Origin of the sequence: Azonexus sp. R2A61, assembly GCF_021401135.1 — a bacterium.
GTDB lineage: Bacteria > Pseudomonadota > Gammaproteobacteria > Burkholderiales > Rhodocyclaceae > Azonexus.
On the sequence record NZ_JACBFO010000003.1, the window covers coordinates 87,422 to 104,591 of the forward strand.

The 17,170-nt window shown below is 55.4% G+C and carries 18 protein-coding genes and 1 pseudogene; 4 read left to right on the forward strand and 15 right to left on the reverse strand.

Features of this window, described 5'->3' with window-relative positions:
• Nucleotides 1-302: 302 nt before the first annotated feature.
• The 3 genes from L0962_RS10100 to L0962_RS10110 all read right to left on the reverse strand — a co-directional run bounded on the left by L0962_RS10100 (nt 303) and on the right by L0962_RS10110 (nt 3,231).
• Nucleotides 303-920, reverse strand: a complete 618-nt coding sequence (locus tag L0962_RS10100) for a tetratricopeptide repeat protein (RefSeq protein ID WP_234086310.1) — start codon at nt 918-920, stop codon at nt 303-305.
• 91 nt (nt 921-1,011) lie between these two features.
• Nucleotides 1,012-1,617, reverse strand: coding sequence for a hypothetical protein (locus L0962_RS10105; RefSeq protein ID WP_234086311.1), 606 nt, complete (start codon nt 1,615-1,617; stop codon nt 1,012-1,014).
• Nucleotides 1,618-2,088: 471 nt separating this feature from the next.
• Nucleotides 2,089-3,231: a hypothetical protein gene (locus L0962_RS10110; RefSeq protein ID WP_234086312.1), complete on the reverse strand. Its 1,143-nt coding sequence runs from the start codon at nt 3,229-3,231 to the stop codon at nt 2,089-2,091.
• A 119-nt stretch (nt 3,232-3,350) separates the two neighbouring features.
• On the opposite strand from L0962_RS10110, the pseudogene L0962_RS10115 reads away from it, so the two are divergent.
• Together L0962_RS10115 and L0962_RS10120 are read left to right on the forward strand one after the other, a co-directional pair.
• Nucleotides 3,351-3,802 (forward strand): annotated as a pseudogene (locus tag L0962_RS10115) (IS5 family transposase); the annotation flags it as partial.
• A 381-nt stretch (nt 3,803-4,183) separates the two neighbouring features.
• Entirely contained in the window at nt 4,184-5,455 is a 1,272-nt protein-coding gene (locus L0962_RS10120; RefSeq protein ID WP_109042003.1) for an IS110 family transposase, read from the forward strand.
• Between the two features lie 189 nt (nt 5,456-5,644).
• Here the strand turns inward: L0962_RS10120 and L0962_RS10125 are convergent, their stop codons facing one another.
• The gene (locus L0962_RS10125) at nt 5,645-6,616 is read right to left on the reverse strand and encodes a LysR family transcriptional regulator (RefSeq protein ID WP_234086313.1); all 972 of its coding nucleotides are present in this window, start codon (nt 6,614-6,616) and stop codon (nt 5,645-5,647) included.
• 6 nt (nt 6,617-6,622) lie between these two features.
• On the opposite strand from L0962_RS10125, the gene lysA reads away from it, so the two are divergent.
• Nucleotides 6,623-7,873 carry a diaminopimelate decarboxylase gene (lysA, locus tag L0962_RS10130; protein WP_234086314.1) on the forward strand — a complete coding sequence of 417 codons (1,251 nt, stop codon included), beginning with the start codon at nt 6,623-6,625 and terminating at the stop codon, nt 7,871-7,873.
• A gap of 186 nt (nt 7,874-8,059) precedes the next feature.
• Here the strand turns inward: lysA and istB are convergent, their stop codons facing one another.
• On the reverse strand, nt 8,060-8,842 hold the full coding sequence (gene istB, locus L0962_RS10135; RefSeq protein WP_109042001.1) for an IS21-like element helper ATPase IstB: 783 nt from the start codon (nt 8,840-8,842) through the stop codon (nt 8,060-8,062).
• 11 nt (nt 8,843-8,853) lie between these two features.
• The gene (gene istA / locus L0962_RS10140) at nt 8,854-9,882 is read right to left on the reverse strand and encodes an IS21 family transposase (protein WP_109042002.1); all 1,029 of its coding nucleotides are present in this window, start codon (nt 9,880-9,882) and stop codon (nt 8,854-8,856) included.
• 62 nt (nt 9,883-9,944) lie between these two features.
• Between istA and L0962_RS10145 the strand changes: the two genes are divergently transcribed.
• The gene (locus L0962_RS10145) at nt 9,945-10,307 is read left to right on the forward strand and encodes a transposase (protein ID WP_367398024.1); all 363 of its coding nucleotides are present in this window, start codon (nt 9,945-9,947) and stop codon (nt 10,305-10,307) included.
• Between the two features lie 993 nt (nt 10,308-11,300).
• Here the strand turns inward: L0962_RS10145 and L0962_RS10150 are convergent.
• From L0962_RS10150 to L0962_RS10185, 9 genes are all read right to left on the reverse strand, one after another.
• Nucleotides 11,301-11,615 carry a hypothetical protein gene (locus L0962_RS10150; RefSeq protein WP_234086315.1) on the reverse strand — a complete coding sequence of 105 codons (315 nt, stop codon included), beginning with the start codon at nt 11,613-11,615 and terminating at the stop codon, nt 11,301-11,303.
• 98 nt (nt 11,616-11,713) lie between these two features.
• A complete protein-coding gene (locus tag L0962_RS18315) occupies nt 11,714-12,301 on the reverse strand; it encodes a carboxypeptidase-like regulatory domain-containing protein (RefSeq protein WP_367398025.1) in 588 nt (195 codons plus the stop codon).
• Nucleotides 12,207-12,983, reverse strand: coding sequence for an ATP-grasp domain-containing protein (locus L0962_RS10155; protein WP_234086316.1), 777 nt, complete (start codon nt 12,981-12,983; stop codon nt 12,207-12,209). Before L0962_RS10155 ends, L0962_RS18315 begins: the two co-directional genes overlap by 95 nt.
• Before the next feature lie 96 nt (nt 12,984-13,079).
• On the reverse strand, nt 13,080-13,316 hold the full coding sequence (locus L0962_RS10160) for a hypothetical protein (RefSeq protein WP_234086317.1): 237 nt from the start codon (nt 13,314-13,316) through the stop codon (nt 13,080-13,082).
• A 535-nt stretch (nt 13,317-13,851) separates the two neighbouring features.
• A complete protein-coding gene (locus tag L0962_RS10165) occupies nt 13,852-14,235 on the reverse strand; it encodes a hypothetical protein (RefSeq protein ID WP_234086318.1) in 384 nt (127 codons plus the stop codon).
• Nucleotides 14,236-14,346: 111 nt separating this feature from the next.
• Nucleotides 14,347-14,736 carry a hypothetical protein gene (locus L0962_RS10170; RefSeq protein WP_234086319.1) on the reverse strand — a complete coding sequence of 130 codons (390 nt, stop codon included), beginning with the start codon at nt 14,734-14,736 and terminating at the stop codon, nt 14,347-14,349.
• A 92-nt stretch (nt 14,737-14,828) separates the two neighbouring features.
• Nucleotides 14,829-15,044, reverse strand: coding sequence for a hypothetical protein (locus L0962_RS10175; protein ID WP_234086320.1), 216 nt, complete (start codon nt 15,042-15,044; stop codon nt 14,829-14,831).
• Between the two features lie 544 nt (nt 15,045-15,588).
• Nucleotides 15,589-16,020 (reverse strand): hypothetical protein, encoded by a 432-nt coding sequence (locus L0962_RS10180; protein ID WP_234086321.1) that lies wholly within the window; start codon nt 16,018-16,020, stop codon nt 15,589-15,591.
• A 76-nt stretch (nt 16,021-16,096) separates the two neighbouring features.
• On the reverse strand, nt 16,097-16,444 hold the full coding sequence (locus L0962_RS10185) for a DUF2489 domain-containing protein (RefSeq protein WP_234086322.1): 348 nt from the start codon (nt 16,442-16,444) through the stop codon (nt 16,097-16,099).
• Between the last annotated feature and the right edge of the window lie 726 nt (nt 16,445-17,170).

Consider the following 17,170-nt stretch of genomic DNA (forward strand, 5'->3'; position numbering starts at 1 on the left):
GGGCATGGGCAGCAGGCTTCTTCCAGAAAGGAAGTACTGAGATTTCGGCTCGCCGCAAAACATGCCATTCCTTCCGAGACAAGCGCGGCGGTTGTTTGACACCGGTCTTGGCTTCCTCGATGTCAGCGATACAGGCTACCGCGGGACACCCACAAGCGCCACATGCTTCAGAACCTGCGGGATTGGTGGCGTGGCAGGCATGACAGACCCAAGCGTAGAGCGGCATAGCGGCCTAACGTTGAAAATTACCGGACGTAGGCAAGCCAGCTTGCCGGAGGTCCGGTGGATTGGAATGTTGGGCATCACTTGCGACCGCTGCAAATTTGGCGGAAGTGGATAGGAACATATTTCGCCGAACGCCCGGCTGCGGCGTCGCGGATTGCTGCAGCACGCTGACGAATTGCAATGGCCTGCTGCGGCCGCCCGCTTTTTTCTTCTGAGTCCGCTTGTTCTCCCAGGTATCCCGCAAAACCAATGGGGTCGATGGTGAGTATGCCCATGCGCTCAAGTTCGGGAACGGCAAGGGAGTACCAACGCGCGGAGGCTTCGTATTTGCCTTGATCGAAATTGAGGCGAGCGAGTTCTGACCAGCGCTTAGTGATATTGGAAGCGCTCGGCTTTGGCAACGCCTGCTCCAGTTCGAGCGCCTCCCTAAGCAATGATTCGGCGCGATCAAAGTCACATGTGTATCCAGTCGCGCGGCCGAGGTTATAGGTAACTGCTGAAACATACTCGGGAGCTGCGCCACTAGAACGCGCATTAACCAAAGCACGGGAGTACATTTCCCTCGCTTGAGGCCAGTTGCCCTGGGACTCGGCCTGTAGGCCAGCCTCGTAGTAGCGATTAGCGTTCTTCTGATTGATGCTGGTGGCACAGCCGAATAGTCCGGCGGACACTGTGAGAAAAATAAGGGTACGCATATGTCTTTGATGTGATGCCCAACGTTATAGGTAAGGGGCGCGGCGCGGAGCTTTATCGCGCAGCGTCCAGCGGAGGCCGAAGGTCGGAGTGTTAGGTGGAATTTGTATTGGCATTTGAGCCCTTGATCTTGTGCAGCCTGGCGAATGCATAGGTTGCGAGGCACGACAGAAGTAGCCCGTTGGCGAGGTATAGCAACAGAGTATGGCGTGCGGATAGGTGTACAAATGTTTCTCGCGCAAAGGTATCGAAGAGAAACGGAATGGGAATGCCGAGTGCAAATAGTAGCGAATTTGCAACGACAGAGAATGAGCCTAGTTGAGGATGGTACAAGGCCGGAAAGTAGAAGTGGTTGAAGGTTTCAGCAACCAACAGCAGCTTGAGCACAAAGAACATAGCTAGGTAAGCAATGAAGCAGGCTGCTCCAATTTTCCATAGCGTAGGTATCCCACTGCTAGGCCTGATAGCTTCGGAATGTTCGCGTTTAGTCATAACCACAGCAAACACGCTAAGCAATACAGGAATTGCGGCGACTGCAGCAAAAGTGACTAAAAGAAACAATAAGGCCGATGCCATAGGGATTGCCTGACGTGGAAGTGACCGGCGCTGCGCGGATTTATCGCGCAGCGTCCAGTGACCGAAGGGAACGGGGGCGACTGCCGGGTTATGCGTCTTTTTCAATTCGAAAGCGGCCTGCAAGTTTGTAGCGTGGCCGCACTGTCGAATGGAACGACGGTAGTGTGAATAACTGTCCTATCTTTGGACTCGTCTGTCACGTCAGCAATGGTAACGACGTAACCTGAGTCGCTGACTACAGTGGAGGCCACATAGCTTCTGCTTAATTGCGCTTCGAAAGTGACGCATCCATACGTTTCGACCTTTCCGACTGGAGTTCCAATTGGAAGCCCCATCTTCTTGTTTTCGCCCCAAAGACGTACCAGTATTCTTCTTGTGCCTGCAGAGATGTAGCCGGAGCCTGCATTGAATCGACTCCAGTCCACTCGCGCTCCATCAATCCCTGCGATCTTTGTTGTAGCGTAAGCGCCCATTTCCACCCTTTGAAAGCAAAAGCTGAGCAGAGACCATCCGGCTACGGATTCGCCAGCCAAGAGTTAACTCTTGGCGTTGCTTGAAGGGAACTGCGCTCCCAAAAACCGGCCTGTCAAATAGTCATTTATGCAACAAGAACCATGGTTGCCGATCCCGAGAGAGAAGCGAAGCGAGAATTGCTAACGCGGCTACCGTGGGAGATTGGGGGAGCGGTATTGAGGATGGCCAAGTCGCTTTGAGGTCTTCAGTTCTAAACACGTCATGCCCAATCGACCAAACCAAGTTCTGCCCTCCCTCCATCGTCAGCGCGTTGAATTGCATATAGTCACTTGGGATGTAGGCGGAGAAGGAAACTCCATCCAACATCCAGAGACTTTCATCGAAGATTTCCTCTATCCCAAAAAGGCTTGATGCTTTTAGCAAAACCGTAAGGGTTTCGATCGGGCGTTCTACCAAGTCCGTACAAGCCGAATAGTCGTTGTTTCGTCGCGCAAGGAGGTAGTCCCATGCTCGCTCCGGCGGCAGATCCCATCTTGCTAAGTTCCCCGAACACCGAACTAGCGAGTGAAATACCAATCCTGCAAGCTGCTCACCCGCTTCCTGCAAGCCTAGCGTGGCCGCACTCGACAGAGCTACGCACCACAATGGAGCCTGCGCATCGCTAAGAGCAACGACGGAACCACTGTATAACTCAAGAGTTAACTTCAACAGCGAACTGAACTGAAGCTCCGCCTCAGCCCGATCAGCCGCCTCTTGACATAGCAACATCGAAACAGCCGCCCATCCAAGCACTTTAGCAACGCGCTGAGGTAACAGATATAGGTCGCAAAGTCCTCCCCCTGTATCGGCCAACAAGGCGTATCTATTAGATTGAAGGTCGGCAAGTAGAGATGCATTCGCTTTTATTAACGCTGAGCAGCATTGGCCTAATAGCCGTTGTGCGCTGGCTTCAACCGCTTCCGACTCAATATACGGGAGTAGGCAAACTGCGATGCTTGCTGCTACTTGAGCCCTTCTGTAAGGATCTTGTGACTGAGCTGCCCTCTCTAGAAAGCTGGCTGCCATACGCTCAGCCAAGCCTCCGAGGAAGCTTGGTTCAATGCCGGGCGCACTAAGTACCGCACCAATGACTTCGGAGAATTGGTCCTGATTCCAAGAGCCGCTGGTTGCAGAAAAAACTGTCCAAAGCGCATCGTAGTTCAGTTTGATCGTCTCATCGCTTGATGCTGGCCAATTTTGGACGATATCACGCAGAGGGGCCATCGGATCACTGGCATACCTTGGGTTCCTACAGAAGCTAGAGCGTGTGGACATTTGTGATTAAGAGGCTGTTCACAAAGGGTTGATTGTGTTTACATCCTGTCTTTTGGGTTGAGGACGGGATGCCGAGATTGCTGTTACGTGACGACCAGTGGCTACGAATCGAACCGATGCTGCATGGCAAGGTAGGAGATCGTGGGCGCAGCGGCGCAGATAATCGCTTGTTTGTTGAAGCGGTTCTCTGGATGGCAAGAACAGGTGCGCCTTGGCGTGATCTTCCTGCCGATTTCGGGCCATGGAATACGGCCTTTCGGCGCTTCTCTCGCTGGGCGGACAAAGGTGTTTGGCAGGCACTCTTTGCCAAGCTTTGCGAAGACGCGGACTTTGAGGAAGTGTTTCTCGACAGCACGATTGTGCGGGCGCACCAGCATGCTGCCGGCGCCCCCAAAAAAACGGGCAACAAAGTCTTGGCCGTTCTCGTGGGGGCTTGAGCACCAAGATTCATGCAGCGGTTGATGGTCTGGGCAATCTGGCGCGTTTCCGTCTGACAGGAGGCGAACGACACGACATTGTCAACAACAACCTAAAACTGACCCGCTAAGACAACACCCATCAACATAAAATTGACCCACATGGGGTGGTTGACGCATCGTTCTGGTTGGGTGGTTTTGACCTTCCTTCTGCTGTCGGCCATTATAGTTAGTCCATCCTGTTTTCCGTGATACTGGTCACAGCCAGCAGGTAGCTGCTGGTGAAAACGGGATATGCACCTGCGGATTACGAATTACTCGGCCAAAACATCCGATGTTCACCGCTTTGATTTCGAATTCGCAGGTGCGCTTGAGCGCGACAACGAATACTCAGGGCTTGCCGTTGCACCGGCTCTCTATATTGCCTTCGCAGCGCTCAAGCAGGCACATCCCGTACGCTTACCTTAGCACTTCGGAGGTCAGCCATGAAGACGCACACGACCGGGCAATCTGAACAGGAATTCGCCGCTTTTATCGGCATCGATTGGGCGGACACGAAACACGACATTTGCTTGCAGGCCGCCGAGAGCAGTCAGCGTGAATTTTCTGTTCTACCGCATCGTCCCAAAGAGATCGACGAATGGGCAGGCTCGCTAAGACGACGTTTCCACGGTAACCGGGTGGCAGTCTGCATAGAAACATCTCGCGGCGCCTTGGTCTATGCGCTCCAGAAGTATGACTTCATTGTTCTGTTTCCAATCAATCCAGCTACGCTCGCGAAATACCGTCAGGCCTTCAAGCCCAGTCGGGCCAAGGCCGATCCCACCGATGCGCAAATCGCCCTTGAGATTCTTCTAGGCCACCGTGACAAGTTAAAGGCTTTGCAGCCGCAAAGCCCTGCTGTCCGTGAATTAGCCATGCTGCTAGAAGAGCGGCGCCAGGTCGTCGATGATCAAAGGCGCATCATCAATCGCCTGATCAGCAATCTGAAGCATTACTACCCGCTGGCCCATGATTGGTTCGAGGACAAAGGGACGATCCTGTTCTGCGATTTTCTGACTCGCTGGCCAACCTACAAACAGTTGCACCAGGCCCGCAGAGCAACCCTGGAGGCCTTCTTTCGAGCTCACAATTGCCATCACCCTAAACTGATTGAAGAGCGGCTGGCGGCGGTCAGGAATGCCGCTCCACTTACTGAAGATCCTGCCATCATCCGGCCGAAACAACTCTTGGTTGAAGGCCTGGTGGAGCAATTGCGAGCCACCTTGAAGAGCATCGAGCGTTTTGATGCCGCGATCGCCTGCTTGGCGCCGACACTACCGGACTACGAACTATTTCATGCATTGCCAGGCGCAGGTCCCACGTTGGCGCCGCGCTTGCTCGTTGCCTTTGGTGAGCAGCGTGATCGATACGCCAGTGCCGCCGAGCTCCAGATGTATGCGGGCATAGCTCCGGTGACCGAGAGCAGCGGCAAGCAGCACTGGGTACACTGGCGAATGCAATGTCCCACTTTCCTGCGTCAGACCTTTGTCGAATGGGCCGCCTTGACGATTCCACGCTCGTTCTGGGCCAAGGCCTACTATCGCCAGCAACGGGCAAGAGGTTGTGCCCATCAGGCCGCTATCCGATCCTTGGCCTTCAAATGGGTCAGAATCCTGTACCGGTGTTGGCTAACTCACACACCCTACGACGAATCGGCCTACCTAAACGCCCTGAAGCGCCGAGGGTCACCTCTGCTTGCATCGCTCGCAACCTGAAAAAAACACTTGACGACCATCTCAGGGCACAAAGCGGCCGGACACCTATTCGCTATAGCCGACCTCAGAGGCCCGCTCCACTCCGAAACCTGCCGGATGGTCAATTCGGGCTTCTCGGCCAAAGCCGCCATCTGGTGGAAGAGCCGCCGATGGCAGCTTTACACAAAATCCGGGATATGCCCTTGGGGCTCATAGAGAGTGATGGTAGTTCAAGGCGGCGCAGGCTTTGCGCACGGTGTCTGCGAGAACGCCTTGCAGGGGGTGCGGAGCTGCGATTTCCGGAAGAAGCATATTCACCTGGTAAGCGATGGCAACGGTAAGCGGCCGCACTACTAGGTCCGGTCCACTGAGTTCCAGTGCGGTGAGCGGGTTTACGATGGCAACACCCAGGCCCTGACGCACCATGGCGCAGACGGCCACTGCGCTCGTGGTCTCAAGCGGGGTTGCGCGATGTACTTTAGCGTCGTCGAACATCGCATCAATGGCGGTTCGATACGGGTCGCCAACCGCGAGACTGATGAAGCGCTCGCCTGTAAAGTCGCGTGGTTGCAGTCGCGCCTTGCGGCACAGGCTGTGATCACGTGGCAAAACAGCGACTTCATTGACTTTCAGTAAGGGCTGCAAGGCAACTCCAGCAGGTGCCTCTTGGATTTCACTCAGTCCCAGGTCAAAACGCTGTTCACTCATGGCTTGCTCCAGCCAGGGCGACTCTAAGGGATGCACGCTGACTCCTAGTTCAGGATGTGCATGTGAGAGATATACCAGTGCGCGGGGTACCAAGGCATGGGCCAATGCCGGCAGACACGCTATGCGCAAGCGACCTGTCGCTTGCGTGCGCAATTCGCTGGCGCGCGCTGCGATCTGTTCCAAACCTATAAACGAGCGTTCTACTTCCTGCATCAGCGCAAGTGCCCGCACGGTAGGTCGTAATCGGCCACGCACCCGGTCAAAAAGGTTAAACCCCAGTAACTGCTCCAGACGACCCAGCTCGCGACTCAAAGTGGGCTGGCTTGACGCGCACGCGTCAGCGGCACGCCCCAGGTTGCCGTGCAGCATGATGGCGCGAAACATCGTCAGCTGGCGATGAGTTAAATTCATATCAATATTGAATAGGTGCGTAACAAGAATAGCATTGATTGAATTAACTATGGACGGGATCATCCACCCATGAACCCTTTTACTCCCGCTACCATCGCTCCTTTGGCCCAGCAGTTCGGTACCCCGCTGTGGATCTATGATGCCGACACCATTACACGCCAGATTGCCGCTCTGCGGTTGTTTGACGTCGTGCGCTTCGCTCAGAAAGCCAACTCCAATACACACATCCTTCGCCTTCTGAGGCGACAGGGCGCAGTGGTGGACTCGGTGTCTTTGGGTGAAATCGAACGCGCGTTGGCTAGTGGTTTTACGCCGGGCTTGCACAACGGGCACGCAGACATCGTGTTCACGGCCGATCTGCTGGACCGCGCTACGCTTGCGCGCGTGGTGGAACTCCATATTCCAGTGAACTGCGGCTCCATGGACATGCTGGACCAATTGGGTGCGGTCAACCCCGGGCACCCGGTGTGGCTACGCATCAACCCAGGTTTCGGGCATGGCCATTCCAAGAAAACAAATACCGGAGGCGAGCATAGCAAGCATGGCATCTGGCATGGCGACCTGGTACGCGCCTGCGAAAAGATCAAGTTCAACGGTCTGGCCTTGCAGGGCCTGCACATGCATATCGGCTCAGGCGTGGACTACGCGCACCTGCAGGAAGTGTGCGGTGCCATGCTAAAGCTGGTAGCAATAGTGCATGCGCAGGGTTTGGACCTGCAAGCCATCTCTGCGGGCGGCGGTCTGTCCGTTCCCTATCAGGCCGGTGAACCCGCGATTGATACGGCGCACTACTTTGCATTATGGGATGCCGCGCGTCATGCCGTGGAACAACTGCTGGAGCATCCAGTACAACTGGAAATAGAACCGGGCCGCTATTTGATGGCCGAGTCCGGCGTGCTGGTCACCGAGGTACGCGCCACGAAGCAACAGGGCACCAACCATTTTGTGATGGTGGACGCCGGCTTCAGTGATCTGGTTCGCCCGGCCCTATACGGCTCTTACCACGGCATGGAGTTGATCCACTCTGATGGCACAGCGGTTAATGGCCTGCAGTTTGACACGGTGGTTGCCGGACCTCTGTGTGAGTCGGGAGATGTGTTTACGCAGGGAGAAGGTGGCGAGGTGTTGCACCGGTCCTTGCCGCAGGCGCAGGTGTCAGATCTGCTGGTGTTGCACGACACCGGTGCGTATGGTGCCTCCATGTCATCGAACTACAACGCGCGCCCGCTGATTGCCGAAGTGCTGATGGAAAATGGTGAGCCCCGGCTTATTCGACGAAGGCAGACGGTGGCTGAACTGCTCGCGCTGGAGGCGGTGTAAGGCATCTATAGCCGAATGGCTGCATAGGAGAAACTGACTGGCTGCTTGGGGTCGGGGCCCGCATGTCACGAATGGCCGGTTGCGGGTAGCCATTTCCACGGGGGAAGTGACAGCAACGGGCACGTTGCGGTCGTAGGGCACCTTGCCTGAGCCATCCTTCACAGAACGGCTCAGGATGCTGCCGAGTCAGTTGCTTGCGCCCCCTTGTGTGCCAACAAACCCCGCCTTTTTCTTGTCCTTCAGCCGATAGCTATCGCCCTTGATCTGGATGATGTGGGCGTGATGAAGGAGCCGATCCAGCAGGGCTGCGGTCAGGGTGTCATCGCCATTGAAAGCAGAGCCCCACTGCCCAACCGGAAGATTGGACGTAACGATCACCGATCCCTTCTCATACCGCTTGGCAATGACCTGGAAGAACAGGTTTGATTCTTCCCGCCCGAACGGCAGGTAGCCAATTTCGTCGATCACCAGCAGGCGGTAGGCAAGCACATTGCGTTTCATCACTTCGTTGAGACGCCCCTGGCGCTGAGCTGCCGCGAGTTGCAGCGCCAGGTCCGCCGCACTGACAAAACGGGTCTTGATCCCCGCCTGCGTTGCGGCGTAGCCCAAGGCAATCGCCAGGTGGGTCTTGCCGACACCAGAAGGCCCAAGCAGCATGATGTTCTCAGTACGCTCGACAAAAGCCAAACTGAACAACTCCTGGATGCGCGCCTTCGGGATGTCGCTGGCAAATTTGAAGTCAAAGCTATCGAACGTCTTGATGGCGGGGAACCCAGCGAGTCGGGTCAATACGGTTCGACTGCGTTGCTGCCGGCCACTGACTTCCTCTTTAAGTAGCGCTTCGAGGAAATCAGCAAACCCCTGTTCGGCCTTGATCGCCGCTTCGGCGATCACCGGGTAGATTTCAGTGACTCGATCAAGGCCCAACAACTCACAGGAAGCGCGGATGCGTTCTGCTTGAATATCCATGGGGTTCCTCCTCAAGCGGCAGCGGCGACCAGCTCGTCGTAAAACGACAGAGGACGCTGCAACGGGGTAATCACATGAGCCACCGGCTTGGTCAGCGACTGCTCGCGGACCGAGACGCCGGTATAGCTTGGGGGGAAGGCCTGCAGATGAGGCTGCTCAGCCTTCAACAGTTTATCCGGTTGCTCCTTGGTCGTGGCATGGATACGAACATTCGCCGTTTCGCGCAGCCAACGGCGTACCTCGACATTGGCAGTATCCTTGTCCAGATGAATGCCGCTCATCTTCAGCCGACTAGCCAGCGTAACGTGGAAGGTACGACGCAAATAGCGGTTGAAGCGTTCCACCTTGCCCTTGGTACGGGCGCGATAAGGCTGGCAAAGCTTGGGAACGAAGCCCCAGTGCTTGGCGAAGTCCAGGAACAGCGGGTTGAGCTTATGGTTGCCTTCCCCGTAGCCATCCCGCTCAATGACAACCGTCTTCATGTTGTCGTAGAGCACCTGCTTGGGGACGCCACCGAAATACTCGAAAGCATGCTCGTGGCAAGCCAACAGGGTTTCGATCTTCTCGTCGGTGACGTACTCCACGAAGCTGGCGCGGGAGTAGCCCATCGTGGCGACGAAGGCCGACAAGCGATCCTTGCCGCGACGGAAAACAACCCAATCCACCTGCATCTGCTTGCCGGGGTCGGTCTCAAAACGATTGTCCGGTTCAGCCGGCGCCGTAGCAGGCTTGTAGTCAACCAGGAATTGGCGGAGGCGGGTTATACCACCTTCGTACCCCTGATTCTGGATTTCTTCGAGAAGGCTGGTGGCTGGAATCCAGTCGGGTTTGGCCGACTCGATGCGCCGGATGAGATAGGGTTTGAAAGGGTCCAGCTTCTCGGTGCGCTTGGCGCGCTCCTTGAGAGCAGGTTTGCCCTCGGATCTCAGGTACTTCCGTATGGTGTTTCGCGCGCAGCCGGTGATATCGACCAAAGCGCGAATGCTCATGCCGTGACGATGCAACACAGTAATCTCCACTGATTGTTCAGCGTTTAACATGCTGTCTCCATACCGTAGGGACAGTATGGAGAAGCGACCTAGGCGTTTCTGAAAAAAGTGAGGTGGGTCAATTTTCAGTTGATGCCCTGGGTCATTTTTACTGTGTTGCTAACAACATCACCGAAGCCGCCAATCTCATCGATGGCATGGAGAACGTGGGCGCTGTCGTAGCCGACAAGGCGGTTGACGCCACCAGCCTCATTGACTGTATCGAGGCAATGAACGCCACGGCCGTCATTCCGCCGAAAGCCAATCGGAAGGTGCTCAGAAGCTATGACAAGCATGTTTATAAAAGCCGAAATCTCATCGAAAGGTTCTTTGCCCGCCTGAAGCAGTTTCGCCGTATCGCTACGCGCTACGACAAACTCGACACCCGGTTCGAAGCATTCATTTCTATCGCCGCCGCTCTGATTTGGCTCGCCTGATTGTCCACACTCCCTAACTGCGCAATTGTTTTGCCACGACTTGTCCATTCAGGATTCATGCTGAGGAGCTCTAACGTTGTAGGTAAGGGGCGCTGCGCGGCGCTTTATCGCGCAGCGTCCAGCGACCGGAGGGAGCGGCCTTGACCGCAGTGTTAGGCCAGAGCGCGTGCAATTTGCGGCCACCGACACCAAAGGAATACAACCATGGCCCAACCCAGCGCAAGCAGTAGAACGGGAAAGACATACTGCGGAAACTCGCCAATGCGATAGAGGGGAATAACCCAGAGCGATTCCCAGGCACGAGTTGAAGGAAAGCTCAGCCCCAACTGTGGATACACATATGCGACAAACAGACGAATTGGCACGGTGACGATGAGCCAAAGCAGAAGCGCGGCACCATACGCTAGGGCGGAGGCTACGAAGACAAATGTGCTGCGCTTGGGCACAGCGCTCCCTCCTCGGGCGACCAGCACCAGCGCGACGAGAACTGGCGAAAACACAACCGCGAGAAGCACCCCGAAGACAGCGAGTGGAAGTAAGAGATCAGGCATAGTCGGGACAGTGGCCTAACGTTGTAGGTAAGGGGCGGCCCGCTTGCGGGACGTCCCAGCGGCCGAAGGCCGCGCCTTGACCGGAATGTTAGAACTCATGGGCCGGGATTGAATTAGCTGGTCCACTCTATTACCCACGCTGATTCGGCGAAGAACTGTTTAAGCGAGGAGATGTTTTCAACCCAGGAATCAAACGCCCCATTTGCATTTGGCCCTGTCGAGTTTTCCCACCACTCAATAACGAGAAAACCACCTGAATTTTCTCTGTCATCTCGTACTAGAACGCAATGTCCGCGATGCTCGCTATTGCTTATACGGCCCTTAGTGTTGAGTGGGATGTGCATTTGAGTTCTAACGTTTGAGATGAGGGGCCGCCGAAGCGGCGAAGCCGCGAAGGGAACTGAGAAGCGCAGCTTCTCGGCGGTCCCTCTCGATCGATGGGTTAGGCATGAACTTTACGCCTGGAGAACCAGACGATAAGCGAAATGCTAAGGAAAAGGCCAAGCGCAGACCCGATTGTGGCACGTGCCTCGCTAAGGGAAAACTCCAGAAAGAAACCGATCACGTCGGCCTTAATGGCGTAAAACGACATGCCACTAGACGGAGCCATGAACCCGGCCACTCCACCAGTAACAGCACTTGCGACGGCGATTAGAAAATGCCGCCATCTCTTTTTGAGCAGCCAAGTTACGAGCATAACGATGGCCATGAGATGAGAGATGAAAGCAGCGGCAAGTGTGTAAAGGAAGGCCACCATGGTGCATGCCTAACGTCTGAATTCACCGGCCTGCGCGGCTTTTCGCGCAGGTCCGGTGGAATGATGGGTTGGGCCGCGCTTGACGACTAGCTCAAAACTTAGTGTTCGCATGGCGTAGATGAGCTGTACTCGTTTGGAGAAATGGCAACCCACTCGATTTGGCTTTGATCCGGCGACTGCGTACGCGCAAGTTTGGCACTGACCCGATAGAAACCTGCCTGTGCTTCAACTTGGGCGGACTGGTAGCCAGCCGCCGCAACCGAAAAAGTGAACGGCATCGCATCGGCACGATGCACGTTGAAGCAGCCTCTCGAGTCAGTGGCGGTCGTAGCACCATACATTGTGACCGTCGCATTGGCGACAGGAAGACCGTTGGTGTCCCGAACTGCGCCGACAAGCGAAGTGGCGGGGTGGCATGGCATGAAGGCACAGCAACCTGCCAAGGAGCCACACATGACCGCTGTGAAAGAGAATGCAAAGAGACGCCGCATGCTTTGCGAGGCCCAACGTTGAAGGTGAGGAGCGGCCGGAGCGCGAAGCGCGGAGGGCACCTGCAAGCGCAGCTTGCAGGCCGTCCCCTCGACCGCCCGGTTAGCCACGAAATATCTCCAGAAAGCGTTCAACAGGCCACTGCTTTCGGTCGGAGACCTGACCATCGCCGAGCTCGATGAGGCGCGGCGTACCATCGGCGGAGAGCACAACGTCCACGGAGAAGAATGGGCTGTCGATTCGTGGTGCGATAGATTGAACGATCTCAGGTACAACACCGTTGCGTGCATAAGGTTTGCCTCGAAACACAAAGTAGCGCTCTTCGGTGTCGGGAGCCAAGTGCTCAAATTTCCTGATGCAGACGCCACCCTCAACTTGGCCCCTGTATTTCTCAATTAGCGAGACGACCTCTGCGACTTCTCCGACCGAGTTCGCGACCGAGCCCCGGTTTGTGGTCAGCGACTTCACATAGTCTTTGACGAAGAAGGCGGGCCAATGAAGATTAGCAACGGCGGCTGCATAGTCTGCGCCCTTCTCTACAAAGATGGTTTCGGGAGTGAAATCTTTGCAGAGTGAGTACCACTCTGGGAGGTAGTGACAGAGGCAATACTGCGCAACGGAAGTAACTGCACGAGCGCCGTTACACTCAATTGCGTCCAGCAATTGCCCATAGCCGTTCGGGTTTAGCATCCATCCACGGTAGAGGACCTCTTCCTCTGAAGCGAAGAGCGGACGCGGCTTGAAATCACCGGACTCGAAATCCTCTGCTGAGTAGAGCGAGCACGCCATGCCAGCAGTCTGAGCGGCCAAGAACTCCTCAGCATAGGTTTCGTCGGGGTCCTTCTTGTTGAAGGGATCACAAGGGTAGAGAAGGCGCATGGCTTGGGTGGCTAACGTGCAGCTAAGGGGCGCGCCGAAGGCGCGTCCCAGCGACCGGAGGGAGCGAACTTGAGCGTAGGGTTAGATGTAAAACGGTTACACATCGCGAACAGGCTCCACCTCAAGGTGAATATTGCCAGAATAATTAATGCAGGCATTTATTGCATCGCCATACTCATCGAGTAGTGCCATGCCATTTTTATCAAAGTCATTGGTTGCCAAAAAACGAAGGGTTCCTTCTTTCCACTTAAACGCAGCATCTGTGTGCCAAGGGCGATGAGAAAACTCTTCGAGGAGATCTGATATCGCACCGCGACCCTCGGTTTCGGTCAATCCTGTACAGATTAGCGTCACTCTATACATAGCATCTAACGTTTGACATGAGGGGCCGCCGATAGGCGGTCCCTCTCGATGGATGGGTTAGCCAGCATTTTTGACCTGAAAGCCGCTGGGCAAGATGCGAACCTCGGAGAGAAGACAAACGCTATTGCCGCCAGCTAAGGGGCGAACACCAACTGCGGTTCCAGTAGAAATAGATTCGGCTTGAATGATGACAACGGGTAGTTCGGAGCCGTCATCGAGAGTCTGAAACGCGCAACTTGGGATCGGGACCTGAGCGGGCTCAGATCCATTTGGCACGTAAAACACCGCGCGGCCAGCGGCCACATCATTTTCTGTAGCGCAGCGCCCGGCTACACAAGGTGTGTGTCGCCAGATGGCTTCGTCAATTGGTCCCCAGAGATCGTTCATTATGGCTAACGTTGGAGGTAAGGGGCGCTGCGCGGCGGTTTATCGCGCAGCGTCCAGCGGAGGCCGAAGGCCGGAGCGGCCTTGACCGCAGCGTTAGGCCGCACCTTAAACACCGCACCTATTTCTTTTGAAGAAGAGTGCACCAATAGGACCGAAGCTCGGCAGGCCTTGCATAAGGGGTTGGTTCATTGGCTCGGAAGTAGTTGCAGTTGTACTCGACCGCCGGACGCAGCCGCACGGGGACACTTTGACCTTTTTCTACTCTATGGCCAAGGCTGACCATCTGATTCCACGCGATGGAATCGAGCTGAGCATCGGCATCGGACAGATGGCCTTCCCGCAGGAGCTGCAACACCATTGTCTTTTCAAGCAGCAAATCTTCAGTAGTGGTATCGACCTGACGAACGATCTTTTCGACGAAGTACGAGTAGCAGGTAATGCCGCCAGCCACGAAGGCGACCCCGATCAGCGCGACGACAGCAAATATTTTGCGGATGGACATGGTCATACGGCCTAACGTGCTAGCTCAGGGGCGACCGGAGGCCGAAGGCCGGAGGGCACCGGCAAGCGTAGCTTGCCGGGCGTCCCCTGGAGCGGCGGGTTAGCCCTCGCTCTAGAAATAGCCACCCTCTGCCTCCTTCCACATGTTGTAGCCCTCAAATTCGTCAGCAGTAACCGGAACGACTTTGATGAAGCGGGCCCCCCAAGATGAAAATGAACGACGACTTATTGGAGCGTGGCCCATGCCCAGTGATTCATTGGGCTTTCGGTTCATACCGGCTATGTAGAGCGATTTCTCGTCAAGCTGCGACGGATGGCTGGGGAACTGGTTGCTATAGAGGCGAACGTGGACACCATCGGGATCGAGCTTGAGAATCTTGAGCACTGAATAGCTTCCGTTTTCTTGGCGCGTCGAGTACAGGCCCCCTTCGACAAGGGATGTCTGACCGAGAGCACTCGATATGAGGCAGAACCAACCGAGGATGAAAGTGGGAATCTTCATGAGAGGGCTAACGTTTGACGTGAGGGGCGGCTGGAGCCGCAGGCGAAGGGAACCGCAAGCGTAGCTTGCGGACGTCCCTCTCGACGGAATTGTTAGAGCGTTGCGTCATGTTGAATGGCTGTTGGCTCGTCTTGGCTATTTTCAAGAATCGCGTACTTTCCATTTCTTTTCGCAACCAGTGATATTGGATACGAGGTAGAGCCAGCATCCAAGGAGATACGAACCTCAAGGCTTTGATCTTCAAAGGAACGAAGCTCCTCAATTAACTGCGCAATTGTTTTGCCACGACTTGTCCATTCAGGATTCATGCTGAGAAGCTCTAACGTTCAAGGTAACCGGCCTTGCGCGGCTTTATGCGCAAGGTCCGGTTGACCGCAGGGTTGGGCGTCATTGCCAACACTCCAGCGAACTTAGGCCAGAGAACGACCCCTTGAATCTTGGAAGCTCCGGCACAGCCATGACCTTATTGATTAGCGCGCGGGCAGCAGATGACGTCGGGGATGCTCGCATTTCGTAAGGGCCGCCTGGAAGTGCCCAGTCGAACACGTACAGGCCAAGAGCGGCATAGTCCTTCCAAACCTCCGGCGTTCCGGTTCTCGGTGCAGGCAGCGACTCCGAGAGTGATGAATGATCTTCGTGGTGTTCGGCGACCGATTCAGGGAAGAACCCTTCGCCTGCGGTAGCGAAGAGAGCAACGTTGCCATCAAGGTCCGTGGCAAACCAATCGAACTCAATTCCGCGTAGATCGGGGTACATGGTTTATGACGCCCAACGTCTGACATAACCGGCGCTGCGCGGTTTCATCGCGCAGCGTCCGGGTTGATGGATGGGTTGGGCCGCATTTAACTCTGCCTACGCTTGTAGCCCAGTTGCGAGAATTCTTGTTGAGAGACGGCTGTCATTCGCAGCAATAGCATCAACCAGCGCAAAGACTCTTTGGCCATCTTCCAACGCCGATTCGCGATTAGCAATTGCGCCGAAAGCTCCAAAGTCGGGCCAAGGAGCAGCTTCGGGTTCAAGGATGGTATAGACGAGTACGTGAGCTTCAATTCTGGCTGAAACACAAGCAACCCCTGGGACTAAGAGATCATCATCGTCGAAGCGCGCTATAGCCAAGCTGAATCGCCCCTGATGCCCCTCAGACCATTGATACCAAAATGCCGCCAGTGACTGGCCTTCAGACATGAGCCAGCCGTGCCCCCAATAAATGGGTCGGCTGCAGCAGGAACACAGAGTCGAGAACTCTTCGCCTTCCGGTTCGATGGAAATCGGAACGTCTTTCATGCGGCCCAACGTTGAAAATCACCGGACGGAGGCAAGCGCAGCTTGCTGGAGGTCCGGTGGATTGTGATGTTGGGCGTCATTGCAGGGAAAACCTTTCAATGAGGTTTTGGCATGCCTGACTGGCAAACTCCTTCGCCCAGGTTTCGGTTTTCTCAAATTCAGGCTGTACCCGCTGGAGCGCCTCGCTGGACCAGCGATGCTGGATTTGCCGTGGAGGAAGATGATCAGTTTCGGATTCGATAGCCACGAACGCCAGGAGGTCAGAGTCAGTTTCCGACACACCGATGCTGGAGCGAAGAGAGCAGACTTGGATTGCACCTTCAAAGAATGACAATTCACCATTGAGCATTTGCCGACAGAGCGACACGAGCTGGTCACGCGCCAGGGCTTGAGATTCATTGATCGGTGGAGAGTCCTTGATCATGACGCCCAACGATGAAGCTCACCGGACGGCGGGCAGCGAAGCTGGCCGACAGTCCGGTGGAGCGGATTGTTGGGCGTTAAAGCCGCTGCTATTGGCACAAATACCCTCTTTTCCGCGAGTGAAATGGGGGCTGAACATGAAGCCAGCGGCTTACCTCGGGCGACGAAAGAGCAAAAGGGCTGCGCTTTATTGGGCGCTGGGTCAGCAACTTGGGAACCGGCCCAAAAGTGCGCTCGCAAAAAGCTGCTGCCCGCAATGAAACCTGGTTCCAAAAGAAGTAGCTGCCGCTACCAGATAACTTTGCTGCTTTAGCTTTGTGAGCCGCCTTGCTGACAGCGAATTTCGCCCAGTACTCGTGCTGCGACCAAAAATAGCGATGCCACCAGTTTTTTTGGCTTCCTCGCCTATTGTGTTTAATGACCTCGAATCTCATGACGCCCAACGTTGAAAATCACCGGATGGCAAAAAGCGCAGTTTTTTGACAGTCCGGTGGATTGTAGTGTTGGGTGTGTATGTCATGGAGACAGCCAATGGGCAGTGTGAATGACTTGGTTTTTGTCGTTGAACTCTACCGACCATGCCTTTGAGCACTGGATGCTCCCACCACACTCTGAATGCACATGGTGTATTACAGGCTTGGGACGGCATGGCATAGCGTAGAAATGGTTGTGCAGGATATTCGGTGACGCTTGGCTTGCCGAAACGCTTCACGACAAGAGAGTACGG